General features: G+C 62.5%; 24 protein-coding genes and 1 tRNA gene. 8 read left to right on the top strand and 17 right to left on the bottom strand.

The window, feature by feature from the left end; translation table 11 throughout:
• The first annotated feature begins 60 nt into the window (after nt 1–60).
• Nucleotides 61–597 carry a MerR family transcriptional regulator gene (locus IB279_RS06575; protein WP_060580887.1) on the top strand — a complete coding sequence of 179 codons (537 nt, stop codon included), beginning with the start codon at nt 61–63 and terminating at the stop codon, nt 595–597.
• Between the two features lie 190 nt (nt 598–787).
• On the opposite strand, the gene IB279_RS06580 is transcribed toward IB279_RS06575, so the two are convergent.
• On the bottom strand, nt 788–952 hold the full coding sequence (locus IB279_RS06580) for a hypothetical protein (protein WP_089043959.1): 165 nt from the start codon (nt 950–952) through the stop codon (nt 788–790).
• 396 nt (nt 953–1348) lie between these two features.
• Between IB279_RS06580 and IB279_RS06585 the strand changes: the two genes are divergently transcribed.
• A tRNA-Pro gene (locus IB279_RS06585) sits at nt 1349–1425 on the top strand.
• 334 nt (nt 1426–1759) lie between these two features.
• Nucleotides 1760–2053, top strand: a complete 294-nt coding sequence (locus IB279_RS06590) for a hypothetical protein (protein ID WP_034803714.1) — start codon at nt 1760–1762, stop codon at nt 2051–2053.
• A gap of 91 nt (nt 2054–2144) precedes the next feature.
• Here IB279_RS06590 and IB279_RS06595 read toward each other — a convergent pair whose 3' ends face one another.
• Genes IB279_RS06595 through IB279_RS06615 form a run of 5 tightly spaced genes read right to left on the bottom strand, consistent with a single transcriptional unit; the run spans nt 2145 to nt 7957 of the window.
• Nucleotides 2145–3338, bottom strand: a complete 1194-nt coding sequence (locus tag IB279_RS06595; protein ID WP_113188293.1) for a glycosyltransferase family 4 protein — start codon at nt 3336–3338, stop codon at nt 2145–2147.
• Nucleotides 3339–3340: 2 nt separating this feature from the next.
• Nucleotides 3341–4585 (bottom strand): O-antigen ligase, encoded by a 1245-nt coding sequence (locus IB279_RS06600; protein ID WP_060606649.1) that lies wholly within the window; start codon nt 4583–4585, stop codon nt 3341–3343.
• Nucleotides 4582–6144, bottom strand: coding sequence for an undecaprenyl-phosphate glucose phosphotransferase (locus IB279_RS06605; RefSeq protein ID WP_034803694.1), 1563 nt, complete (start codon nt 6142–6144; stop codon nt 4582–4584). Before IB279_RS06605 ends, IB279_RS06600 begins: the two co-directional genes overlap by 4 nt.
• 59 nt (nt 6145–6203) lie before the next feature.
• Complete coding sequence (locus IB279_RS06610; RefSeq protein WP_113188294.1) at nt 6204–7376, bottom strand: glycosyltransferase family 4 protein; 1173 nt, start codon at nt 7374–7376, stop codon at nt 6204–6206.
• Nucleotides 7377–7381: 5 nt separating this feature from the next.
• Nucleotides 7382–7957, bottom strand: a complete 576-nt coding sequence (locus IB279_RS06615; protein WP_034804249.1) for a polysaccharide biosynthesis/export family protein — start codon at nt 7955–7957, stop codon at nt 7382–7384.
• A gap of 203 nt (nt 7958–8160) precedes the next feature.
• On the opposite strand from IB279_RS06615, the gene IB279_RS06620 reads away from it, so the two are divergent.
• The gene (locus IB279_RS06620) at nt 8161–10344 is read left to right on the top strand and encodes an exopolysaccharide transport family protein (RefSeq protein WP_060522175.1); all 2184 of its coding nucleotides are present in this window, start codon (nt 8161–8163) and stop codon (nt 10342–10344) included.
• 57 nt (nt 10345–10401) lie between these two features.
• Here the strand turns inward: IB279_RS06620 and IB279_RS06625 are convergent, their stop codons facing one another.
• From IB279_RS06625 to IB279_RS06635, 3 genes are all read right to left on the bottom strand, one after another.
• Nucleotides 10402–11646, bottom strand: a complete 1245-nt coding sequence (locus IB279_RS06625) for a GNAT family N-acetyltransferase (RefSeq protein ID WP_113188295.1) — start codon at nt 11644–11646, stop codon at nt 10402–10404.
• A gap of 152 nt (nt 11647–11798) precedes the next feature.
• A complete protein-coding gene (locus IB279_RS06630) occupies nt 11799–12539 on the bottom strand; it encodes a metallophosphoesterase (RefSeq protein WP_113188296.1) in 741 nt (246 codons plus the stop codon).
• A gap of 33 nt (nt 12540–12572) precedes the next feature.
• Entirely contained in the window at nt 12573–12785 is a 213-nt protein-coding gene (locus IB279_RS06635) for a DUF2842 domain-containing protein (RefSeq protein ID WP_034804246.1), read from the bottom strand.
• A gap of 173 nt (nt 12786–12958) precedes the next feature.
• On the opposite strand from IB279_RS06635, the gene IB279_RS06640 reads away from it, so the two are divergent.
• Nucleotides 12959–14062 (top strand): COX15/CtaA family protein, encoded by a 1104-nt coding sequence (locus IB279_RS06640; protein ID WP_060606641.1) that lies wholly within the window; start codon nt 12959–12961, stop codon nt 14060–14062.
• A gap of 77 nt (nt 14063–14139) precedes the next feature.
• Here the strand turns inward: IB279_RS06640 and argC are convergent, their stop codons facing one another.
• From argC to IB279_RS06655, 3 genes are all read right to left on the bottom strand, one after another.
• Nucleotides 14140–15072: an N-acetyl-gamma-glutamyl-phosphate reductase gene (argC, locus tag IB279_RS06645; protein WP_060522178.1), complete on the bottom strand. Its 933-nt coding sequence runs from the start codon at nt 15070–15072 to the stop codon at nt 14140–14142.
• A gap of 145 nt (nt 15073–15217) precedes the next feature.
• A complete protein-coding gene (gene speB, locus IB279_RS06650; protein ID WP_034803674.1) occupies nt 15218–16180 on the bottom strand; it encodes an agmatinase in 963 nt (320 codons plus the stop codon).
• A 127-nt stretch (nt 16181–16307) separates the two neighbouring features.
• On the bottom strand, nt 16308–17099 hold the full coding sequence (locus tag IB279_RS06655; RefSeq protein WP_034803671.1) for a phenylalanine 4-monooxygenase: 792 nt from the start codon (nt 17097–17099) through the stop codon (nt 16308–16310).
• 113 nt (nt 17100–17212) lie between these two features.
• On the opposite strand from IB279_RS06655, the gene IB279_RS06660 reads away from it, so the two are divergent.
• Nucleotides 17213–17686, top strand: coding sequence for an Lrp/AsnC family transcriptional regulator (locus IB279_RS06660; RefSeq protein ID WP_060522181.1), 474 nt, complete (start codon nt 17213–17215; stop codon nt 17684–17686).
• A gap of 36 nt (nt 17687–17722) precedes the next feature.
• Here the strand turns inward: IB279_RS06660 and IB279_RS06665 are convergent, their stop codons facing one another.
• From IB279_RS06665 to IB279_RS06680, 4 genes are all read right to left on the bottom strand, one after another.
• Nucleotides 17723–18061: an antibiotic biosynthesis monooxygenase gene (locus tag IB279_RS06665; protein WP_060580878.1), complete on the bottom strand. Its 339-nt coding sequence runs from the start codon at nt 18059–18061 to the stop codon at nt 17723–17725.
• A gap of 102 nt (nt 18062–18163) precedes the next feature.
• The gene (gene rpsI / locus IB279_RS06670) at nt 18164–18631 is read right to left on the bottom strand and encodes a 30S ribosomal protein S9 (protein ID WP_034803667.1); all 468 of its coding nucleotides are present in this window, start codon (nt 18629–18631) and stop codon (nt 18164–18166) included.
• A gap of 2 nt (nt 18632–18633) precedes the next feature.
• Complete coding sequence (rplM, locus tag IB279_RS06675; protein ID WP_057252379.1) at nt 18634–19098, bottom strand: 50S ribosomal protein L13; 465 nt, start codon at nt 19096–19098, stop codon at nt 18634–18636.
• A gap of 225 nt (nt 19099–19323) precedes the next feature.
• Nucleotides 19324–19755 carry a PaaI family thioesterase gene (locus IB279_RS06680; RefSeq protein ID WP_043611470.1) on the bottom strand — a complete coding sequence of 144 codons (432 nt, stop codon included), beginning with the start codon at nt 19753–19755 and terminating at the stop codon, nt 19324–19326.
• A gap of 166 nt (nt 19756–19921) precedes the next feature.
• Between IB279_RS06680 and IB279_RS06685 the strand changes: the two genes are divergently transcribed.
• Nucleotides 19922–20743: an enoyl-CoA hydratase gene (locus tag IB279_RS06685; protein WP_034803661.1), complete on the top strand. Its 822-nt coding sequence runs from the start codon at nt 19922–19924 to the stop codon at nt 20741–20743.
• 3 nt (nt 20744–20746) lie between these two features.
• Here the strand turns inward: IB279_RS06685 and IB279_RS06690 are convergent, their stop codons facing one another.
• The gene (locus tag IB279_RS06690; protein WP_113188325.1) at nt 20747–21583 is read right to left on the bottom strand and encodes a DMT family transporter; all 837 of its coding nucleotides are present in this window, start codon (nt 21581–21583) and stop codon (nt 20747–20749) included.
• Between the two features lie 186 nt (nt 21584–21769).
• On the opposite strand from IB279_RS06690, the gene IB279_RS06695 reads away from it, so the two are divergent.
• The gene (locus IB279_RS06695) at nt 21770–22198 is read left to right on the top strand and encodes a CoA-binding protein (protein ID WP_034803659.1); all 429 of its coding nucleotides are present in this window, start codon (nt 21770–21772) and stop codon (nt 22196–22198) included.
• Nucleotides 22199–22340: the final 142 nt, after the last annotated feature.

Genomic DNA, 22340 nt, shown 5'->3' on the forward strand with positions numbered 1-22340 from the left:
CGCGGTATCGGCTCACTACGGCTTTCGAGCCTGAGTCGCACGGCATGGATTGGGAACGATATGGAAAAGAGCCCGGACGCTTTTCGCACCATCAGCGAGGTCGCTGACGATCTCGATCTGCCGCAGCATGTCCTGCGTTTCTGGGAAACCCGCTTCCAGCAGATCAAGCCGATGAAGCGCGGCGGCGGCCGGCGGTACTACCGGCCGGAGGATGTCGACCTTCTGAAGGGTATCCGGCATCTGCTCTATGATCACGGCTATACGATCAAGGGCGTGCAGAAGCTCCTGAAGACCAACGGCAACAAGTTCGTCGCGGCGATTGCAAGCGGCGATCTCGCGACCGTCGAGGCGCTGGCAGCCTCCAGCAACGAGGAGCCGGCACCGCCGAAGGCTGGTCTTTCCGAGGAGGATCAGATCGTCGGCCGCGCCAAGGCGCCGGCGAGCCGCCGTTTCTTCTCCTTCGGCGGCAACAGCGACGACGTGCCGGAGATCTCGCTCGGCAAATCGTCGTCCGTTGGCAAGGAAGATCGCGCCCTGCTTCAGGAGGCGCTCTACGACCTCCTGGAATGCAAGCGGCTTCTCGACCAGGTGCGCTGAGAAAGCCATAGCAGGCGATTATCAAGACCGGTTCCGCACGGCCGAACGTCTGCCGAATACGGTTGCCTCCACAGACACCTTTTACACGATTGCCGAGATGGTGCCGTCTGCGGGCTTCCTGCCGAAGAGGGGCATATACGCATCCGTCCGCAGGGCGCCCGCGCGACTATTCCAGCAAGGATTGAAAGCGTCAGTAGGAGATCCGGAAGCCGCCGGGGCTCGCCGCGGAGACGTCGGGCTCCGGGTAGGGGCCGGTCCACTGCGCATAGGTCGTGTTGGTCGAACCGGAGGTCGCACAGCCGGAGAGCGTGAGAAGCGCAAGCGCGGTGAGGGCCATAAGGGACTTAAGAGGCATGGTTTTCTCCTAGCAGGGGAGACGCTCCAGGCCTCAAGGGCCAGTATCAAACTGTCCCTCAATTCATCCATGATGGCAAGCTCACGTTGCGTTAGGCAGCAAGTTTCGAGCGACGGGATCTCGTTTTGGTGAAGGTTCGGTAGACGGACGGCCGGTCGGTGAGTCCCTCGTCAGGCAGCATCGGAACTTGCAGACACCCAGTGGCGCGCGAATGGCGGGAGCTTTCTATGTCCACGGTCGCATCACAGGTGCGACGCCATGCTGTGAGTTTGCGGAAGTCCCGTTGGACTTTCGGTTCCCAAACATACTTTTCCACGCCGTTTGTTCCTTTTTCGATCCAGGCCGCATTTTCCCGCTTGCGCTCTAAGCGTTGGTTATATAGGGGTTTCCTCGGTTCGGAGCGTAGCGCAGCCCGGTAGCGCACTTGACTGGGGGTCAAGGGGTCGTGGGTTCGAATCCCGCCGCTCCGACCATTTTCCTCTTTGATTTCAGTCATACAGCAGCGCTACCGCAATTGGCGGCTGGCGGTAGCCAGTAGTTCCACGCGTAAAATCGCGCATTCGGGCACCCATTGCCCCGGCAAAAATCTCAAACGCCTGCTGATTGTTTCGCTTTGGCCCACCGTGTCTGCTCCGAGATCGGATGCGGTTTTGTCGCTTGCGCCTGACAAAATTTATCGCCCATCGGAAATCGCTAAAATGCCTCGTTCCGGTGCGATGGTCCACGCGGCTGGGGTCGATCGCCGTCCTCGCGAAAGTGATGGAATGGCCTCATGGCGGGCGTCTGTCTGCCAAAGGAGGAAATGTAATGAAGACGTTTTCGAAGATTTTTGCCGCGTCGTTGCTCGGGCTTTCGGCCCTGACGGCAATGCCGCTCATCTCGGCGTCCGGCACTGCCCGTGCAGACGACGCCGTCATCCTCGTTCCGGGCCAGCCCACCGGGTCGCCGGGCGATACGGGTACAGCGAGTTCCAACCCGGACACCGGTGCTCCGAGCTCCAACCCTGATACCGGCACCGCAAACGCCAACGGTGATACCGGGGCGCCGAGTTCAAATCCCGATACCGGTGGCGGTTCGGGCGCAGAAGGGTCGACGCCTTAAGCGATCCTGCGACCGCAGCAAAAGAGGTCCTTCAGCAGGGCCTCTTTTTTTCCCGAGAATACAGCGCGGCAATCACGCCGTTCTTTCTGCGCTACCTGGTTGACTGGAGCATGTCGACCGTCTGCCGCTTTGAGGCCGCCTTCTGGTAGAGGGCCTCTGTGCTATCGAGCATGACGGCGAGCGTAAAGCGGTCTTTCAGGTTTTCGGCGCTAGCCGACAGGGCCTTGAACGTTTCGGGCTCCGCCGCCTGGATCATGGTCTTGGCGAGCGCGGACGTGTCGTCGCTATTGGGCAGGATATAACCGTTCCGCCCGTCCTCGATCACCGTGCGCGCGCCACCGATGTCGGTTGCGATGATCGCCTTGCCGGCGGCGGCCCCTTCGAGCATCACATAGGACATGGCCTCGTAGCGGCTTGGCATCACCAGGAGGTCGAAGGCGGGAACGGCTTGCGGGCCGGTGAAGGCGGAGGTCAAATGCATGCGGTTCTGCAGTCCGCTTTCGGCGATCGCCTTGCGAAGGTCACCTTCGAGCTCGCCACTGCCGACCAGGACCAGGTGGCTGTTTCTGACGGAAGCGGCAACACTCTTGAACGCTGCGATCAGCCGTTCCGGCGCCTTCTGTGCGGAAAGTCGTCCAACAAAGCCGAAGACGAAAGCGTCCGGCGCGATCCCGAAGCTCGCGCGCAGCGTCTGCGCCATTTCGCATGAGGGCGGTGCCACGCCGTTGACGATCACCGACATGCGCTTCTCGGGCATATGCAGCGAGAGCGCATGGTGGAACTCGTCGTCGGAAACGCAGATCAGTTGATCGGTAAAGAAACGGGCCAGCGCCCATTCGATCGCGCCGTAGATCAACCGTCCACCACGGCCGAGCGTCGGGTCCAGTGTGCGAAAGGCGTGGGGCGTGTAGATCCGCGGAACATGAGAACCAGGCAGCCGCAGGCGTGTCAGCGCACCGGCCTTGGAACTGTGGCCATGGATGATGTCGAAACTGTTGGCCCGCATGATGCGGCGGAGTTCGAGAAAGCGGATGGCGTCAGACGGTCCGGGTGCGCGCTTCATGTTGACGGCGTGTACGGCAGGCAGGCCGATTGCCTTCAGTTCACGAACGAAACCTTCCTCGGCGCGCACCGGCGAATAGACGGCCTCGACGTGATGCCCGCGCTTGTGCATGCCGCGGCACAGATCGAGAAAGTGTCGGCCCGAGCCGCCGCCACTCGGCTCCAGCACCTGCAGGAGCTTGAGGGGAGGGGCCGGCGACCGGCGCGGAACCACATGTTCCATGGTCAGGAGCTCCGGCCGGCGCGCGCCTGCCGGCGATGGCGATATTCAAGGGCGGCGCATCCCCAGATGATTCCGATGAGCAGATAGAAGTGGCGCCAATGGTCCGTGTCGATGACATTGCCGACCCCGACATGGCCGAGAACGGCGACCCAGGCGATCATCAGATAGGTCTGCCATGGGCGGTTGAGCAGCAGAAAGCGAAAGCCGAGCGAGAGCGTCCAGACGATCAGCGTCACGTAACTGACAAAGCCGAGCCAGCCGTAGGACGTCAGCGACTTCAGCCAGACGTTGTGCTCGTCCTCCGGGAAGATCGTGCTGAAAACCATCGGGCCGATGCCGAGCGGCTTTTCCATCGACATCAGGAAGCCTAGCCGGTGGCGATCGAAGCGCCCGAGGTGGCCGCCGTCATAGTCCTGCACCAGCTGCGAGCGGCTGGAAAAGAGTGTTGCGACCTGCTCGGACTGCAGCGCGACGAGGAGGGCGCCGACGATCATGATCCCGCCGACGAGAGCCAACACCAGAATCCGCAGGCGGAAGAGGCCGTTTCGCTCCTTGAGCAGCATGACGAAGACGAAGGCGACGACACAGAAGAGGTTGAGGGCCCAGGCTGCGCGGGAGAACGAAAGAAAGACGCCAAGCGCCAGCACCATCAGCGCGGCGATCTTCGGGGGGGCTTTCTGGATGGGCTGCGTGAGGATGCCGTGGATGAGGTACATGGCCGGCACCGAGAGGAACGGGCCGAAGACGTTCGGATCCTGGAACGCGCCCTTGGCGCGGCCATAGAGCGTGAAGCTTTCCGCGCCCGGCACGGCGCCGAAATAGCCGAGGATGCCGAGCAGGGCGGTGATGATGGCCGCCGCCGTCCAGGCATTGAAGATCAGCCGCAGGCGTTCGTGGCGGTCCTCGATGATGGCTGCGAAGAAGACCGAGGAGAGCGCCAGGAAGCCGGAGACCGCCATGTACATCGGCCCCTTCGTCAGGTCTGTCATGACCGTCAGGGACAGGATGCCGCCGACCATGAACAGGGTCAGAAGCGTCAGCAGCGGGGCGACGCTGCGCGAGATCTTGAGGCCCACGAGCGCCCAAAGGCCGATGAGCGCGACCAGGAACAGCTCATAGGGCGCCGGCTCGAAAATGACGAAACCGGAGAGAAACACGGCAAAGGCGACGAGCCCGGAGCCAAGCAGCGAGAGCGCCGCGAGCTGGGGGCGAGCGATCGGGAGCCGACCTGTATCGACGGTGCTCAATAGGCGTTCTCGGTATTGAGAAGCCGGAACGGCGTCAGGAACAGGATCTTGAGATCGAAGAGCAACGACCAGTTTTCGATGTAGTGCAGGTCGAAGGCGGTGCGCAGGCGGATCTTGTCGTCATTGTCGATCTCGCCGCGCCAGCCGTTGATCTGCGCCCAGCCGGTGACGCCGGGCTTGACGCGGTGGCGGGCGAAATAGCCTTCGACGACGTCGGAGTAGGTTCGGTTCTGGGTCTGGGCGAGCACGGCGTGCGGCCGCGGCCCAACGAGCGACAGCTCGCCCTTCAGCACGTTGAAGATCTGCGGCAGTTCGTCGATCGAGGACTTGCGGATGAAACGGCCGACGGGGGTAACGCGCGGGTCGCGCTTGGTCACGGCGTTGCGGGCCGTCGGGTCGCTCATATGCGTATACATCGAGCGGAACTTGTAGACCTCGATGGTCTCGTTGTTGAAGCCGTGCCGCTTCTGCTTGAAGATGATCGGGCCCGGGGACGTCGCTTTGACGGCGATCGCCGCGCCGAGCATGATCGGCCACAGAAGCACGAGGGCGACCAGGCTGAAGAAGATGTCGAAGCCGCGCTTGGCGACCGAGTCCCAATCGGCGATCGGCTTGTCGAAGATGTCGAGCATGGGGACATCGCCGACATGTGAGTAGCTGCGCGGGCGGAACCGCAGGTTGTTGGCGTGGGCGGCGAGCCGGATGTCGACCGGCAGGATCCAGAGCTTCTTCAGAAGCTGGAGAATGCGCTTCTCCGCCGTCAGCGGCAGCGAGATGATCAGCATGTCGATGCGCGCCAGGCGGGCGAATTCCACCAGTTCGTCGACCGTCCCAAGCTTCGGGTAGCCAGCGATCACATTGGGCGAGCGGCGCTCGTCGCGGTCGTCGAAAATGCCGCAGATGCGGATGTCGTTGTCGGGTTGGTCCTCGAGCGTGCGGATCAGGTCCTTGGCCGGCTGGCCGCCGCCGACGACGACCGCGCGGCGTTCCATCGTGCCGTTTCGGGCCCAATGGCGGATGGAATAGGCGATGAAGGCGCGCTCTGCGATCAGAAAGATTGCGCCGCCGATGAACCAGCCGCCGAACCAGACGCGCGAATACTGGTGACCGGATTTCAGAAAGAACAGCGCGATGGCGATGCCGCCAAACGCGATGGCCCAGGAGGCGAGGATGCGCGGCATCACCCGCAGCCAGGCGCGCAACGCCGGGATCTGATAGGTGTCGGCGATCTGCATGGCGGCGACCGCCAATGCGGAACCACCGACGAGAATTGCCAGGTAAAGCGGCAGTTGTTCGAAGCCCGGCTGGACATAGAGCGCGTTGATGGCATAGCCGATCGTAAAGAGCGCGCTGAATTCGAACAGGCGCATCAGCCCCATGATCATCGCAGGCGAATAGGTATCGGCGCTGAACTGCTCGGCGATCTGCCGCGCAAGCGGATTGAGATCCGTGGTCGTCGTTTCGCCCGGCATTTCGCCGGGCGCGCGGGCGCGGATTTCCGAAATCTTCTTGCGAAGCGCTTCGGGATCGAACGAACCCGGGCGGTCAAACTTGTTCATGGCTGTCTTCCGGCGCTGAAGTCCCTCAGCCGGGATAGCAGAAAGCCACTAAGAAACGCTTACGTTGTGGGCAACACGCTATCGGCGGGCGGCTGGTAACGGCACAATTCCCGATAGAGGCTTAGCATATCCGCCGACATTACCGAAGCTGCAAATTGCGACTTGAACGTGCTCGGATCGGGCATCACACGTGCCGCCCAGTCCTTCTCGGTGATTGCACGGGCCATGATGTCGGCGAGCGACCGGGCATTGGCGGGTTCGGCAAGTGCGGTGCTGTCGCGTCCGAGAATTTCCGGGATGCCGCCGACACGGCTGGCGATGACCGGCTTCCGCGCGGCAAGCGCCTCGAGCACGATATAGGGCATGGACTCGGCGCGCGAGGGAACGACGATGTTGCGCGTCAGCGCGAAGGCCTCGCGCGTCTTCATCGCCGGCTGCATGCGGATGCGGCGGGCGAGGCCCTGCTGCAGCACCAGATCGCTGTATTCCTGCTGCTGCGGGCCGTCACCGATCATAAGCGCCGACAGCGGCCTGCCGACAAGCCTTTCTGTCTGGGCGAAAGCTTCCACAAACAGATCGGGACCCTTCAGGTCCCGCATCATGCCGATATAGAGAAAGTCGACCGCATCCGGCCCGGGCGGGACGGTCTCGAACTCTAGGTCGTCGATGCCGTTGTAGATCAGTTCGTTGCGCTCACGCGGCGCGCCGACCTTTGCGAAATAGGTCTGCCGCTCGAAATCGCAGACGAAGACGAGGGCGTCGGTAATCCGCTGCTGGATCCGCTCCGCCGGGAAGACCAGCCGGCCTGTCATAGAGCCGGGACGGTAGTGCAGGCTGCCGCCATGCGGCGAATAGAGGCGGGCTACGCGATACCTGTTGACCCGCAAGGCTGAACCGATGAGCCGGGCAATGACGCCGCCTTTGGCGCCGTGCCCATGCAACACATCCGGTCGCAAACTTCTGATTTCCTTATAGCCGCGCCACAACGCGGCAAAATCCGACGGCCCGACCGAGCGATGGATCGGCATCCGTATGAGGCCGAGCGCCAGATAGGGGCGGATTTCGTCGAACAACCGATCCTCGTGACTGCCACCCGTCGTGCTGTCGCAGAGGATCCCGACCTCGTGGCCGGCCTTGGCATGCGCCTCGGCCAGGTCGCGCACGTGGCGGAATATCCCGCCGACAGGCGACCTGAAGCAGTGGATGATGCGCAAAGGCCGCTCTTGTTGCATCGAGATCAGAACAGGCGTTCGCGAACATAGATCGTGTCGCCGGCAAGAACCGCGTCGGTGATCGGCACCCGGCCGGTGATGATGCGGCCATTGATCTTGCGCGTGATGTCGGCGTTGGACTGATTGGCGCGCGGAGAGAATCCTCCGGCGACAGCGATCGCGTTCTGCACGGTCATGCCGGGCACATAGGCATATTGGCCAGCCTGGCCGACTTCGCCCATGATGAAGACGGAACGGTAGCGATCGACCTCGATCGTGACGTCTGGATCGCGCAGATAGCCCTGCTTCAGCTTGGCGGCGATCATGCCCTCGAGTTCAGGTAGGGTCCTGCCGCGCGAGGCGACGGTGCCGATCAGGGGGAAGGCGACGTAGCCGGCCTGATCGACCGTGTAAGTGCCGCTGAGACCGGCCTGTTCGAAGACATTGATGCGCAGGCGGTCGCCGCTGTCGAGCCGATAGGGCTGGATCGTGGCTTCACTGAAGGCCTTGGGTGCGGGCTGGTAGCTCGTGCAGCCGCCGAGCAACATCGACAGCGCTGCCGCCGTGATCGCGAGACCCGTCTTGATAGCTGCGGTGGACATGCGGTTCATAGGCTCCGGAAACGACCAGCTTTTGTGACGTTATCGGTCCGTTAGGGTTAATAGCAGGTAAACTCGCGGTAGAATTTTCGCGGAGACCTGGCGATACCGCCCCGTCTTTATCATCCGCAGGTTGATCGCATTAACCCTTGCGTTACCATGTTCCTTTACGGTCCGGCGAGATTTGAAGGTTCGGAGCGACTAGCATGTCGGGAAGCGGCAGCGCACAACAGGATGTGGATATCGACCTCGGCGGCCTGTTTCGCGCCGTCTGGGATCGGCGCGTCAAGGTTTTGCTCGCCACCGTCGCTGTGGCGGCGCTTGCCTTCGGCGCAGCAAAGATGATCGCGCCGGATTACCAGAGCGAAACCCGTGTACTCATCGAATCGCGCGAGCCGGAGTTCAGCGGCCCCAACCAGGCTTCGCAGGCGGGCGCCGACCGCGTCTTCGATGAATCCGGCATCCTCAGCCAGGTACAGGTGCTCAAGTCGGCCGATCTCATCAAGCAGGTCGCCCGCAACATGAAGCTCTATGAGCTCAAGGAATTCGACCCGTCGTCGGCGCCCTCGGCGCTTTCGGATCTTCTCGTCATGCTCGGGCTGAAGAAGAACCCGCTGGAGATGCCGCCCGAGGAGAGGGTGCTCAAGGAATTCTCCGACAAGCTCCAGGTCTACCAGGTGGAGAAATCGCGGGTGATCGCGATTGGCTTCACCTCGAAGGACCGCCAGCTTGCGGCCGCAGTGCCCAACGAGATGGCGAAGGTCTTCCTGGCGCTCCAGAGCGGTGCGAAACTCGACACCAATTCCGAGGCGACACGCTGGCTCGAACCGGAGATCGCCAATCTGCGCGAGAAGGTGCGCGACGCCGAGGCGAAGGTGGCGGCCTATCGCGCCTCGTCGGACCTGCTACCAACCGGCGAAACCACCAACTTCGCGACGCGGCAGCTCACGGACATCTCGACGGAGCTGACCCGGGTGCGCGGCGAGCGTGCCAATGCGGAGGCGCGTGCCGCCGGCGTGCGTTCGGCGCTTGCGAGCGGCCGCGCGCCGGACACGATCGCCGACGTCGTCGGTTCACAGATGATCCAGCGGCTGAAGGAAACCGAGGCCAATCTCCAGGCGCAGGTCGCCGATCTTTCGACGACCCTGCTCGACGGTCATCCGCGCCTGAAGGCGCTGAAGTCGCAGCTCGAAGGCATCCGCGGCCAGATCAGCTCCGAGACCCGCAAGATCCTGACGAGCCTTGAAAACGAGGCGAAGGTCGGTGAACTGCGCGAACAGCAGTTGACCCAGCAGCTGAATGCGTTGAAGGCGCAGTCGGCTCGGGCGGGCGAAGAAGAGGTGGGGCTGCGCGCGCTCGAGCGCGAGGCAACGGCGCAGCGGCAATTGCTGGAGACCTATCTCGCGCGCTACCGCGAAGCGACATCGCGGACGGTGGAGAATGCGACGCCGGCCGATGCACGGGTCATTTCGAGTGCCGTGGTTCCGACCGGCGCGAGTTTCCCGAAAGTGCTGCCGATCACGATCGTCGCAGCGCTTGCCACGTTCCTCCTGACCTGCATTGGCATCATGCTCGGCGAGCTTTTCAGCGGACGAGCCTTGCGGCCGGTCGCGGCTACGGGTGAACGGGCACCGGTCCACCCGCGTCCGGCGCTGGCCGCAAGCGTCGCCGATTTGCCGCCGGTCGAGATGGCTCAGGCTTCGCCTGCAATTGCGCCCGCGGCTGATGACGCCGTCGACTTGCTGCCTGCGATGGACGTGTCGCTTGCACCGGACATGGAGGAAGAGGCCGCCGAGGCGGATTTCTCGATCGAGGCCGTCGCCGAGCATCTGCGCGCCACCAACGTGCGCGTTGCGATTTCGGTTTCGCCCGGCGGAGACGAGGGTTCTACCGCCACCGTGATGCTCGCCCGGTTGCTGGCCGAAGAGGAGCTGAAGGTCGTATTGATCGACCTGACGGGTTCTGCCTGCCCGACACGCCTGATGGCGCGCTCGCAGCAGCTTCCTGGGATCACCAACCTGCTGGCGGGGGAGGTGCCCTTCACGGACACGATCCACGCCGACCGTTTTTCCGACGCGCACATCATTCCTCAGGGCGATGCCGATCCGCGTCAGGCGATGCGCGGCATCGACCGGTTGAAGATGATCATCGACGCCTTGACCAACGCCTATGATCTCGTCCTGCTCGAATGCGGCCCTGCCGATGAAATGGCTGTTGAGAAGATCGCTGGCCGCGATGGCGCGGAAATCATCCTGTCGGCGCCGTCGGTGAGCGATGAGCGGATCGTCGAGGTGCTGACCGGATTCGGTGCAGCGGGCTATCGCGACATTGTGCTGATGACTGGCCAGGTACAATCGGACCCCGAATACCCGGACCGCGACGCGGCATAATGGTCTCGCCGGTCACCGGCGACAACGCGCCTGGGCCCCGTCCTCTTATCTAGGTTATCAGTCGGCGCTGCTGTCGAAGGTCTTGTCTTGCCTGTGCCGTCGCGTGCGCTGGATGCGGGCATAAACGGCCCGGTTCGCCTTGATCGCCCTTTTTGCCCTCACGACGAGGTGATGCCGCAGGCCTGCGAGCCGGCCGGCGAACGTCACCGGCAACACGATGTCGCGCAGCGGTGTCTCGATCGTGCACCAGGAGCGTTTGTAGGGCTGGTCGCCGACGCCGAAATCGAACAGGCGCACGCCTTCCCCCGATAGGCGCTCGATCATGCGGTAAAACAGCAATTCACCCGGGCTGGCATCGCCGGCCAAAGCTTCGTCGATCGACCCGAACTGGCAGATCACGTGATCTGCCTTGCGGGAAAGTCCGGCGACGGCGACGATGCGGCCGTCGTTTTCGCCCCGCAGGCGGATGGCATTGAGTTCCATGAGTTGAACGTCGTCGCCCATACGGGCGGCGAGCGCATGGAAAAACGCCTGCGTTTCCTTGTCCTGGAAGACATCGGGAAGGCCGAGCGCAGCAAAACGCGTCGCCTTCTGCCGAAAGAAGGTATCAAGCAGCGCGTGGGCCTCGTCACCCGTACGCGCGACCACATAGTCGTAGCCGCCCATTTCAGCCAGCCGTCGCTCGGAAATGCGCATCTTCTTGCGCCGCCGCTTGGCGTTGAGCTGGGCCAGTGTCGGCTGAATGCCACCGAGAAGGGGAAGCTGAAACGACGGGTTGGGATTGGCAACGCCCGAAAGCAGGGCGAAGGGGCTGGGGGCGCCGCGCCAGTCGCTCGGTAGACGATCGAGCATGACGATGTCGGCAAGGCCGCGCAGTGCGCCACAGATGGCGCGGGCAAGCGCGTCGGCAAGCGCGGGCGTGCTGATGATCGCCGCGGCGTTGGGGGCAAAGAGCCCGGTGTTGAGGTTGCTATGCTCGGTTCCGATCAGCTTTGCCGTTCGAAACAAGCGTCCGCGCGCCACTTCCAGCGGCAGGACGAGCAGGAGTTCGCCATCGAAGGTAACGCGCAGAAGGGCCAGGTCGCTGACATGGGTCGCAGCCCAGGCGCTGCACCATTGATAGGCATGATGCAGCGAGTTCTCAGGAGGACCGTCGAGCACGCGCCACTCGGATTCGAGCGCCTCCATATTGCGGTGAAGCGAGATTTCGAAGCGGCCGGCGGCATCGGTGGGATCTGCACGCAAGGACGCGTGCGCGCGGCGGTCGCCGGAGCCGTCCATGGTGAGTTCCGAGTTCGTCATCGCAGGTGCCGTCCGGTCCTTGTTGCGGAGAGATTGAACCTCAAGCCCGCTACGATCGCTTTAATTCGGGAATACTTATGAAGCCGATTGGGAATAACCGGCGAACGCGGTTAGCAAAGCGTGAAGCGAGGAATGTGAAGCGCGCGCAAATTTCAATCGAGAAAGCCGGTGGCCAACGCCTTTGCCCATTCCATGCGGTTGCGGCTGGCCGCAAGCTGGGACATTGCCATCCAGTCATAGGGGACATTGCGGAAGGTGACGTGCCACCCCGAGGCCGATTTCTCGATGATCGCGTAGCGGGCGTCCGGGGAGCCTGCTTCGACCTTGTGCGGCACCGGTTGGTCGTCCTCATACCCGGGGCAGCCGACGCTGCCGGGATTGACGACGAGGCGGCCGTCGGAAAGCCGCACGGCGCGCTGGATATGGGTGTGGCCGCACAGGATAACCGGATAGTCGACGCCGGCTGCTTTCGCTTCGATGGCCGAATGCTGCGCCATGTGGACGGTGCCATCGGCCGTCAGGGCCTCCAGCCAGTAGGTCTCGTCATCGGTCGGCGTCGCATGGCACAGGAAGAACGCTTCCTCGTGGACGTGTGCGACGGGCAGGGTCGCCAGCCATTCGCGGTGCTGCGGCTGCAATTGATCATAGGCTGCGCGATCAGATTGCCCCATTTCATGCGGATCCATGGTCAAAAGATAGCGATCGTGATTGCCTCGGATCGAAAGGATCGCCCGTTTGATGAGGATGTCGGCCGTGCGTGCGGCATTGAGGGGGCCGCTCAGATGGTCGCCAAGATTGACGATATCGGTGATCCCTTGCGCATCGATGTCGGCGAGCACCGCTTCGAGCGCAAGATCGTTGCCGTGGATGTCAGCGATAACTGCAAGTCGCATGGGCGTCCCCCCGAATGGCTACCGGATTGAGGATCAACGATCCTTCGCGGGCTTTTCCATCCATTTGATGATCAGCATGGCCGGCAATATCCAGAGCAGGCCGGTGAAGAAGAAGTAGGCCAGATGCACGTACCAGGGGGCAGCGCCGAGCAGCAGCGAGGCGAAGGTGACGGCGGCCAGCGCATAGACGACGACGAGGATGATGATCAGGATCGTGCCGATCAGCTTTCTGAGGCGTACGGGCATTTCATATCTTTCACATGGGCAAATGCGCGCGGAGCGGCCGCGACCGCATGCCGCAAAGGTTTCGGCCTTGTTTTGCATGCCGCTCTGGTGCAAATCAACGGCTTTCCTGAAGGTGCGACCGTTGATCCGTCCGGTTGCACCGCCGACAACCCTGCGACACCAGAGGGAACATGATGGCCGGCGTCGAAATGGCGACTGAACAAATGCTTCGAAACGAGATCGGCAGGACCGACCGCAACCGCCGGCAGATCCGCGGCTGGCTGGCAGTCGTGCTGTTCACCCTCTTTGCCCTGGTGCTCGTCGGCGGCGCGACGCGGCTTACCGAATCGGGCCTCTCCATCACCGAGTGGAAGCCGATCCATGGCGTGATCCCGCCGCTGACGGTCGCCGAGTGGGAAGAGGAATTCCAGCTCTACCAGCGCATTCCGCAGTATCAGCAGATGAACAGCAGCATGACGGTCGACGAGTTCAAGACGATCTTCTGGTGGGAATGGGCGCACCGTCTGCTTGCCCGCACCATCGGCCTGATCTTCGCGTTGCCGCTTGCCTATTTCTGGTTCACCGGAAAGGTCGAGCGCAAGCTGCGCATGCCGCTGCTCGGTATCCTTGCGCTTGGCGGTTTCCAGGGGTTCATCGGGTGGTGGATGGTTTCATCGGGCCTCGTGGAGCGCACCGAGGTCAGCCAGTACCGGCTTGCGACGCATCTCGTCATCGCCTGTCTGATCTTTGCCGCCTGTATGTGGATCTTCCGCGGGCTGAGCGCGCATTCGAATGACACGGCGCCCACCGACCGTTCGCGCAAGATGGCGGCGATCATCGCCATCTTCAGTCTGTTCCAGATCTATCTCGGCGCGCTCGTCGCCGGTCTCGATGCCGGCTTCAGCTACAACACCTGGCCGCTGATGGATGGCGCGATCATCCCGCAGGACCTGTTCCTGCAGCAGCCCTGGTGGATCAACCTGTTCGAGAACCCGAAGACGGTCCAGTTCGTCCACCGCATTGGCGCCTATGTGCTCTTTGCCTTCGCACTGATGCACATGATTGCCTCGCTGCGGGCCGCACCCGAAACCACCCATGCGCGCCGCGCCGTGCTCCTGTTCCTGCTCGTCTCGGTGCAGGCGGTGATCGGCATCACCACGCTGGTGCTGCAGGTGCCGGTCGGCTGGGGCGTGGCGCACCAGGGTGGCGCGCTTGTGGTGCTTGGCTTTGCCATCGCCCACTGGCGCGGTTTCTACGGCGAGTATCCGCGGTCGACGGCGATCGAATTGCGCGACTGACGCCGGACGAGCTCCGGAAAAAGAAAAGACCCCGGCGAGCGGCTCGCCGGGGTCTTTTGTTTTGAGCTCAGTGCCGATCAGGCCGACAGCATCAGGTCCATGTTCTGGACCGCCGCGCCCGAAGCGCCCTTGCCGAGATTGTCGAGCAGGGCGACGAGGTTCACATGGTTGCCGCCAGGGGTGCCGAAGACGAAAAGCTTCATCGTGTCCTTGCCGGCAAGCTCGGTGGCGTCGATGCGGCCGAGCTTTTCACTCTCCTGGAGCGGCACGACCTCGACGATCGACTGGCCGGCATAATGCGCGACGATTGCAGCATGGATCGTCTCCAGCGTCGTGCCGGCGGCGAGGTCTTCGAGATAGAGCGGCACCTGGACGATCATGCCCTGTGCGAACTTGCCGACCGAGGGCGCAAAGACCGGTGCGCGGTCGAGTAGCCCGTGCATCTTCATCTCGGGCACATGCTTGTGCTTGAGCGTCAGGCCGTAGAGGAAGTGCGGTGCGCTGATGTGATCCGCATTGGTCTCGTCTTCCATCTGCGCGATCATCTGCTTGCCGCCGCCCGTGTAGCCGGAGACCGCGTTGACCGTCACCGGATAGCCGTCCGGCAGGATGCCGGCCTGGCGCAGCGGCCGGATCACGCCGATCGCGCCGGTCGGATAGCAACCGGGATTGGCGACGCAACGGGCGCTGCGGATCTTCTCCGGCTGCGCCTTGTCCATTTCGGCAAAGCCATAGGCCCAGTCGGGAGCAATCCGATGCGCGGTCGAGGTGTCGATGATGCGGACCTTGTTGTTGCCCGAGACCATCGAAACCGCCTCGCGCGAGGCGTCGTCCGGCAGGCAGAGGATGGCGATGTCTGCTTCGTTCAGAAGATCTTCTCGCATCGCGGCGTTGCGTCGTTCCGCTTCCGGAATGGAAAGCAGTTCGAGATCGCTACGGCCGGCCATGCGCGTGCGGATCTGCAGGCCCGTGGTGCCGTGTTCGCCATCGATGAAGATCTTCGGTTTCATGATTTTCCCGTTCTGCCAGACAGTTAGAAGCCGTTCCGGAATCATTCTGGCATAGAATTGAATCAATTTCTCAACGGGCCGGCGGAACGCCGCCAAACCCACCTGTTCCTATATAAGCAGCGGCCATTCACCGCAACGGCAGCGCTCAGCGAAGCGGCGCACGCTCGGCAAGCTTCTCCGCATGCAGGCCCAGCATATACATCGCGACCGTCGCACCGGCGATTGCGGTGACGTCGGCATGGTCATAGGCTGGCGCCACTTCGACGACGTCGCTGCCGACCACGGTCAGCGCTCCGAGCTTGCGCAGGACAGAGAGGATCTTGGCACTCGACGGGCCGCCGGCGACCGGTGTGCCGGTGCCAGGCGCGTAAGCCGGGTCGAGGCAGTCGATATCAAAGGTCAGATAGGCCTTGCGCTCGCCGACCTGCCTTATGATCGTCTCGGCGATCTCGGCAGCGCTCATCTCTTCGACGTCGTAGCCATAGAGAATGCGGATGCCGCAATCCTCAGGCGCGTGCGTGCGGATGCCGATCTGGATCGAGGCATCTGTATCGATCAGGCCCTCGCGCGCCGCACGGCCGACAAAGGAGCCGTGGTCGATGCGCCCGCGTTCATCCGGCCAGGTATCCTGGTGGGCGTCGAACTGGACGAGGGCGAGGGGGCCGTGCAGAGCCGCCTGCGCCTTCAGGATCGGGTAGGTGACGAAGTGGTCGCCGCCGAGCGTCTGCAGATAGGCGCCACTCCTGATGATCTTAGTCGCTTCGCGTTCGATCGTTGCCGGCGTCTTCGAATGATTGCCATAGTCGAGGAGGCAGTCGCCATAGTCGACCGTCGCCATCTCCGCGAAGAGATCGCGGTCGAACGGGTACTGCGGATCGTTGTCGAAGATTGCCGAGGCGCGGCGGATCGCCTGCGGCCCGAAGCGCGCGCCGGGGCGGTTCGAAGTGGCGGCGTCGAAGGGAATGCCCCAGACGACGGCATCGACACCCTTCAACTGCTTCGAATATTTGCGGCGCATGAAGGAGAGAATCCCGGCATGGGTCGGATCGGACGCCGCCGATGTGAGTGAGCGCGCCGTCAGCGCATGATCGATCGTCCTGTTCGCCATATCCCGCCTCTGCCTCGGAGCCGGAAAGCGCGCATCCTCTGCGCGCATCCCGCTCAAACCTGTGGTGGCGGAAGGTTGGACAATCGTTGCCGGCAAGGCAAGGCCCTGCCGGCCGTTTCTTCGGCGATTACGAGGCCTTGGCTTCGTAGGTCGGGGCGAAATCGCCAAGCGCCTTGGCTTCGGTGATGCGCGCGGCGATATCCTCTTCGATGATCGTTTCCAGCTGGGCGAAACTGTCGATCACGTAATAGATCGGCTGGACGATATCGATGCGATAGGGTGTACGCAGCACAGTCATCAGGTCGAAGGGGCGGAACTCGACGCCTGGAGTTCCCATCGCATTCCGTGTCTCGTTCGGCGAAGACACGATGCCGGCGCCATAGCAGCGGCGGCCCTTCGACGTGTTGATCAGCCCGAACTCGACGGTGAACCAGAAGATCCGGAACATGTGCCAGGAATAGCCCTTGCCGAGCGAAACCGCCTTTTCGCCGAAGCGGCGGACGAAATTGGCGTAGCTCTGGTTGGTCAATAGCGGGCAGTGACCGAAGACCTCGTGGAAGATGTCGGGTTCTTCGATGTAATCGATATGCTCGCGGCGGCGAATGAAGGTCGCCAGCGGAAACTTGCCTTGGGACAGCAGTTCGTAGAAGCGGGACGGCGGAATGAGGGCGGGAACACCTTCGACACCGAAGCCGGTGGTTTCGGCAAGGCGGCGGTTCACGTCCTTCAACTGCGGCACGTGGTCAGGGCCGAGATCGAGCGTCTTGGCGCCCTCGAGGTATTCGTCGCACGCCTTGTCGGCCAGAAGCTTCATCTGCCGCTGGTACAGTTCGCCCCAGATTGCATCTTCTTCCGGGGTATAGTGATAGGTGCCGTCCGGTTCCGGCAGTTTGGCCGTGTAGCTGCTTTCCTTCGTCATGACGTCTCCTCATTCGTCAGATGAACTCTCCTGTTGCGATTGTATCGCGGATGGAGCGAGTATTTGTTCCACAGTTGCCAGGTTGACGCCTGATCCCGGGAGGAAAATTCGAAATGCCTGCTGATGTGAAAGAAAGTCTTCAGCCCGTGCGAAAGCTGCTGCGGCTCATTCAGGCCGATAGCGGCCAGTCGCTCTCCGATCTCGCGGAGAAAGCTGGCATGTCGCAAAGCTCGGCCTGGCGGCGGCTGCAGGAACTGGAGACGGATGGCGTCATTCGCAAGCGCGTGGCGCTGCTCGATCCGGCAAAGCTCGACCTGAAACTCTGTATCATCGCCCATGTGACGCTCGAAGATCATCACGACGAGGCGATTGCCGCCTTTTCCGCCGTCGTGCGCGACCGGCCGGAGATCATGGAGTGCTACGCTCTATCCGGCACATTCGACTACATGCTGAAGATCCGCGCCAACGACGTCGAAAGCTACGATACCTTCATGACGCGCTATCTGATGCGCAATCCCCATGTGCGCACCGTGGTGTCGAGCTTCGTCCTGCGCGAACTCAAGTCGACGACGGAGTTGCCGATTTAGCCCGCTTGCCGGCGGCGACCGTGCGCAGCCGCAGAACTAGGGGCGTTCGAAACCGTATTGGCGCTCGATCTTGCCCACACGAACCTGATAATCCTCGTACCAGCGCTCGCGGCCGAGGCGCTGGGCCGTCAGGTGGCGGACATTGTTTTTCCAGGCCGCGATGCTCTCCTCATCCGCCCAGTAGGAATTGGTTAGGCCGAAGCCGTCGGCGCCGCGCACGCTTTCGAGACCGAGAAAACCCGGCTGCTCGCGCGCAAGTCGCTCCATTTCGTCTCCCATGTTGTCGTAGCCGTGGTCGCCTGCCGTGCGCCGCGAGGCGAACGTGACGATGTAATAGGGCGGCTCTGGGGTCTTGGCGACGGGGGAGCTTGTCATGCTGTGCCTCGAGGGGTCGACGTTGCGGGAAACGGTGGGGCGGATGATAACAAAAAAAGGCGGAGCAAAGCCCCGCCTTTCCAAGTGTCGCAGTTGAAGCGATTAACGCTTCGAGAACTGGAACGAACGACGTGCCTTCGCACGGCCGTACTTCTTACGCTCGACCACGCGGCTGTCGCGGGTGAGGAAGCCACCGCGCTTCAGGACCGAGCGCAGGCCCGGTTCGAAGTAGGTGAGTGCCTTGGAGATGCCGTGACGAACGGCACCGGCCTGGCCGGAAAGACCACCGCCAGCAACGGTCGCGTCGATGTCGAACTGGCCGTCACGGGCAGCAGCGACGATCGGCTGCTGCAGGATCATCTGCAGAACCGGACGGGCGAAGTAAGCCGCGTAGGGCTTGCCGTTGATGGTGATCTTGCCGGTGCCCGGCTTGACCCATACGCGGGCGACAGCGTCCTTACGCTTGCCGGTCGCGTAGGAGCGACCCTGGGCGTCGACCTTCTTGACGTGAACCGGAGCAGCCGGTTCCGCGGTCGTGGCGATTTCCTTGAGAGCGGAAAGGTCAGCCATTATCAGGCGCTCCTTGTGTTCTTGCTGTTCAGCTTGGCGACGTCGAGGACGGCCGGCTGCTGTGCTTCATGCGGGTGGTTGGCGCCTGCGTATACGCGCAGGTTCTTCATCTGGCGACGGCCAAGCGGACCGCGCGGAACCATGCGCTCGACGGCCTTCTCGATGACGCGCTCCGGAAAGCGGCCTTCGATGATCTGGCGCGCGGTGCGCTCCTTGATGCCGCCGGGGTAGCCGGTGTGCCAGTAGTACTTCTTGTCGGTGTACTTCTTGCCCGTCAGAACTGCCTTCTCGGCGTTGATGACGATGACGTTGTCGCCGTCGTCAACATGCGGGGTGAAGGTAGCTTTGTGCTTGCCGCGCAGGCGGTTTGCGATGAGGGAAGCGAGGCGACCAACAACGAGGCCTTCGGCGTCGATGATGATCCACTTCTTCTCCACCTCTGCAGGCTTCTGAACGAAGGTTGCCATATCAAAAATCTTTCTTTGGACCCGAGCGGCGAACCGCTGGGCGTTTCTTGTTGCTTGGTTTTGTCCAGTTTCCCGGGCAAAAGAGAAAGCGGCCCTCAGAGGACCGCGATCTGCGGCAGCTTATACGCAAGTGCGAAACAAGCGTCAAGAACGCGAAATCTGCGACATGGAAATAAAGATAAGCAAAAACAATATGTTATATGTATGGTATTTTGATACCACAAATTATCGCGGCGGAATCGAATAGGTCGCTGTGGCATGCGCAACGAGGTCGTCGTCGCCAACCTTGACGATCGACGCGTCGAGAACGGCGAGCCGCTTGCCGAGTTTGAGGATGCGGCAGGTGCATTCGAGCGGTTCCGGCTCGGGCTTGCGCAGGAAGTTGATGTTGAGATTGGTGGTGACGGCAAGCGCAACCGGTCCGATATGGGCGATCAATGCGATATAGGCCGAGACGTCCGCGAGCGCGAAAAGGGTAGGGCCGGAAACCGTGCCGCCTGGCCGGATATGCCGTTCGTTCGGGTCGAGCCGCATGGTGGCAAAGCCGGGTCCAACAGCCGTGACATGGAAGACCTTGCCGTCGGTATGGACCTGCGGGAAATCCGTGTCGAGAAATCGGTTGAGGTCGTCGACGGTCATGATCGGCTCGATGGTCATGCATTCTGTCCTTCAACATGTCTGTCCGTCACCTGAAACCGGCTGGTGGCCGGACGCAAGGCGGAAAATGGTCGTAGGCGGAATGCGTCACCGGGGTGTGCTGTCGGCTTGCACGGCACGCGTGGCCGGCGTACCACCAACCAAATTCAAGTTTCAGGAGAAGAAGATGGCCGACGTCGTGTCGTTCAAGAAGGAAGAGCCGAACGGCCTGCTGCTGCGTGAACAGTCAGGGCCCGTCTTGCGGCTGACGCTCAACAACCCGCCGGCCAACGTGCTGTCGATCGCCATGATGGAGGCGCTGCACGCCGAGTTCGATGCGGTCGCCACCGCCAAGGACATCAGGGTCGTCGTGCTCGCCGCCACGGGCAAGCTGTTTTCCGCCGGTCACGATCTGAAAGAAATGACTGCGCACCGCGAAGACGACGACCGGGGCAGGGCCTTCTTCGAACGGACGATCCGCCTCTGCGGCGATCTCATGCTGAAAATCACCCGGCTGCCGCAGGCCGTCATCGCCGAGATCGATGGTTTGGCTACGGCAGCTGGCTGCCAGCTCGTCGCAAGCTGTGACCTCGCGATCTGCACCGACAGCTCCACCTTCTGCACGCCCGGTGTCAATATCGGCCTCTTCTGCTCGACGCCGATGGTCGCGCTCACGCGTGCGGCACATCGCAAGCAGGCGATGGAAATGCTGCTCACCGGCGAGACCATCGACGCTTCGACCGCCAAGGATTTCGGTCTCGTCAACCGCATCGTACCGCAGCAGTACCTGCGCCAGGTGGTCGACAAATACGCAGCAGTCATTGCCTCGAAGTCGCCGCAGGCGCTGAAGATCGGCAAGGAGGCCTTCTATCGCCAGGCGGAGATGGACCTGCCAGAGGCCTACGACTATGCCGTCGGCGTCATGGTCGAGAACATGCTCGCGCGCGATGCCGAGGACGGTATCGGCGCATTCCTCGGCAAGCGCATGCCGGAATGGAAGGAAGACTGACGCTCAGGCGAGCTTCAGGAGCAGGGCGCCGAGCGCGATGACGCAGGCCGCTGCGATGCGCCAGACGCTGACCGGCTCCTTGAGGAACGCGACCGAGATCACCACGGCAAAGAGGATCGAGGTTTCGCGGAGTGCCGCGACGGTCGCGACCGGCGCCTTGGTCATCGCCCAGAGCGCCAGGCCATAGGCGCCGATCGAGCCGGCGCCGCCGATGAGGCCCCGCCACCAGTTCTTGTAGACGTGGCGGGCGACCGGCTTGATGCCGCGCCGGGCAAAGGCCCAGGTGAAAAGCAGAACCGGTGGCAGCAGCGCCATCCACAGCGTGTAGGAGATCGCATTGCCCGAGACGCGCGCGCCGATGCCGTCGACAAAGGTGTAACTTGCGATGACGCAGGCATTGAGCAGCGCAAGCACGATCGCGTTCTTGCCGCCCTTGCGCGACTCGAAGGCGAGCGTCAGTACCCCGGCAGAGATCGTTAGGATACCGATCATCGTTCCGAAGGTGAGCTTTTCGCCGATCAACGCCCCACTGGTCATCGCGACGATCAACGGCGCCGCTCCGCGCATCAGCGGATAGACAAGGCCGATGTCGCCGGCGCGATAGGATGCGGCGACGAGCTGGAAATAGGCGAACTGGAACAGTGCCGAAACCAGGATGTATGGCCACGCTTCCGGTTTGGGCAACGGCATGAACGGCAGGAAGGGGATGGCGACGGCTGCGGCCCCGAGCGCGATCATCGCAGCGTCGAGCGACTTTTCCGTTCCCGCCTTGACCAACGCATTCCAGGTCGCGTGCAACAACGCCCCGAACAGGACGAGCGCAATGACATCAAGCGGCAAGATTGAAACCTCGGAAACGGTGTAGCGGGCGTTGAGACGCTTGTCGCGCCGCACGGGCGCAAAAGCAACCGGAAAGTCTTGCGGAAGTGGCAATCTTTGGCGGGGGACGAGCGGGCCGCACGGTTGACTTGGCCGGCCTCGCCATCATTATACGACCGTTTAACACGAACGGATCCGAAGCTGCAGATGAACCACGACGCTTACCCGGACTATTATCTCGCAGACATCCTGCGCGAGACCAAGACGATCGCCCTTGTCGGCGCTTCGCCCAATCCTGAGCGTCCGAGCCATCGGGTCATGGCGTTTCTGCTGCGCAAGGGCTACCGGGTAATCCCGATCAATCCCGGGCATGTCGGCAAGAGCATCCAGGGCCAGGCCGTGGTCGGGCGGCTCGCCGATATCAAGGAGCCGATCGATATGGTCGACGTCTTCCGCGCTGCCGACGCCCTGCCGGCGCTCGTCGACGAGATTCTCGCGTTGGAGACGCTGCCGAAGGCGATCTGGGGCCAGCTCTCCGTGCGCCATGACGGCGCTGCGGCGAAAGCGGAAGCCGCCGGCATCAAGGTGGTCATGGACCGCTGTCCGGCGATCGAGTACCCACGCCTGATCGGCTGATCTCGGGCGGCACATCGCCGGCGGACCATACAACCGTCAGTTCTTGAAAAATCCTCTTTGACCGCATGCGAAGGCTCTGGAATAGTGCCGCGGCTTGCGCGTGCAACTGCGCAGGTTCGATAGCGGTTCACGCGTAGATTCA

Origin of the sequence: Ensifer sp. ENS06 (assembly GCF_014852205.1) — a bacterium.
Taxonomy (GTDB): domain Bacteria; phylum Pseudomonadota; class Alphaproteobacteria; order Rhizobiales; family Rhizobiaceae; genus Ensifer; species Ensifer adhaerens.

Coding starts and splice junctions, on each gene's coding strand:
- IB279_RS06575 (WP_060580887.1), top strand. CDS start 61: ATGGAAAAGAGCCCGGACGCTTTTCGCACCATCAGCGAGGTCGCTGAC.
- IB279_RS06625 (WP_113188295.1), bottom strand. CDS start 11,646: ATGACGAACTCGGAACTCACCATGGACGGCTCCGGCGACCGCCGCGCG.
- rpsI (WP_034803667.1), bottom strand. CDS start 18,631: ATGGCTGACCTTTCCGCTCTCAAGGAAATCGCCACGACCGCGGAACCG.
- speB (WP_034803674.1), bottom strand. CDS start 16,180: ATGGCGAACAGGACGATCGATCATGCGCTGACGGCGCGCTCACTCACA.
- IB279_RS06665 (WP_060580878.1), bottom strand. CDS start 18,061: ATGACAAGCTCCCCCGTCGCCAAGACCCCAGAGCCGCCCTATTACATC.
- argC (WP_060522178.1), bottom strand. CDS start 15,072: ATGAAACCGAAGATCTTCATCGATGGCGAACACGGCACCACGGGCCTG.
- IB279_RS06610 (WP_113188294.1), bottom strand. CDS start 7,376: ATGCAACAAGAGCGGCCTTTGCGCATCATCCACTGCTTCAGGTCGCCT.
- IB279_RS06640 (WP_060606641.1), top strand. CDS start 12,959: ATGGCCGGCGTCGAAATGGCGACTGAACAAATGCTTCGAAACGAGATC.
- rplM (WP_057252379.1), bottom strand. CDS start 19,098: ATGGCAACCTTCGTTCAGAAGCCTGCAGAGGTGGAGAAGAAGTGGATC.
- IB279_RS06580 (WP_089043959.1), bottom strand. CDS start 952: ATGCCTCTTAAGTCCCTTATGGCCCTCACCGCGCTTGCGCTTCTCACG.
- IB279_RS06680 (WP_043611470.1), bottom strand. CDS start 19,755: ATGACCATCGAGCCGATCATGACCGTCGACGACCTCAACCGATTTCTC.
- IB279_RS06615 (WP_034804249.1), bottom strand. CDS start 7,957: ATGTCCACCGCAGCTATCAAGACGGGTCTCGCGATCACGGCGGCAGCG.
- IB279_RS06635 (WP_034804246.1), bottom strand. CDS start 12,785: ATGCCCGTACGCCTCAGAAAGCTGATCGGCACGATCCTGATCATCATC.
- IB279_RS06630 (WP_113188296.1), bottom strand. CDS start 12,539: ATGCGACTTGCAGTTATCGCTGACATCCACGGCAACGATCTTGCGCTC.
- IB279_RS06590 (WP_034803714.1), top strand. CDS start 1,760: ATGAAGACGTTTTCGAAGATTTTTGCCGCGTCGTTGCTCGGGCTTTCG.
- IB279_RS06620 (WP_060522175.1), top strand. CDS start 8,161: ATGTCGGGAAGCGGCAGCGCACAACAGGATGTGGATATCGACCTCGGC.
- IB279_RS06605 (WP_034803694.1), bottom strand. CDS start 6,144: ATGAACAAGTTTGACCGCCCGGGTTCGTTCGATCCCGAAGCGCTTCGC.
- IB279_RS06685 (WP_034803661.1), top strand. CDS start 19,922: ATGGCCGACGTCGTGTCGTTCAAGAAGGAAGAGCCGAACGGCCTGCTG.
- IB279_RS06660 (WP_060522181.1), top strand. CDS start 17,213: ATGCCTGCTGATGTGAAAGAAAGTCTTCAGCCCGTGCGAAAGCTGCTG.
- IB279_RS06595 (WP_113188293.1), bottom strand. CDS start 3,338: ATGGAACATGTGGTTCCGCGCCGGTCGCCGGCCCCTCCCCTCAAGCTC.
- IB279_RS06655 (WP_034803671.1), bottom strand. CDS start 17,099: ATGACGAAGGAAAGCAGCTACACGGCCAAACTGCCGGAACCGGACGGC.
- IB279_RS06695 (WP_034803659.1), top strand. CDS start 21,770: ATGAACCACGACGCTTACCCGGACTATTATCTCGCAGACATCCTGCGC.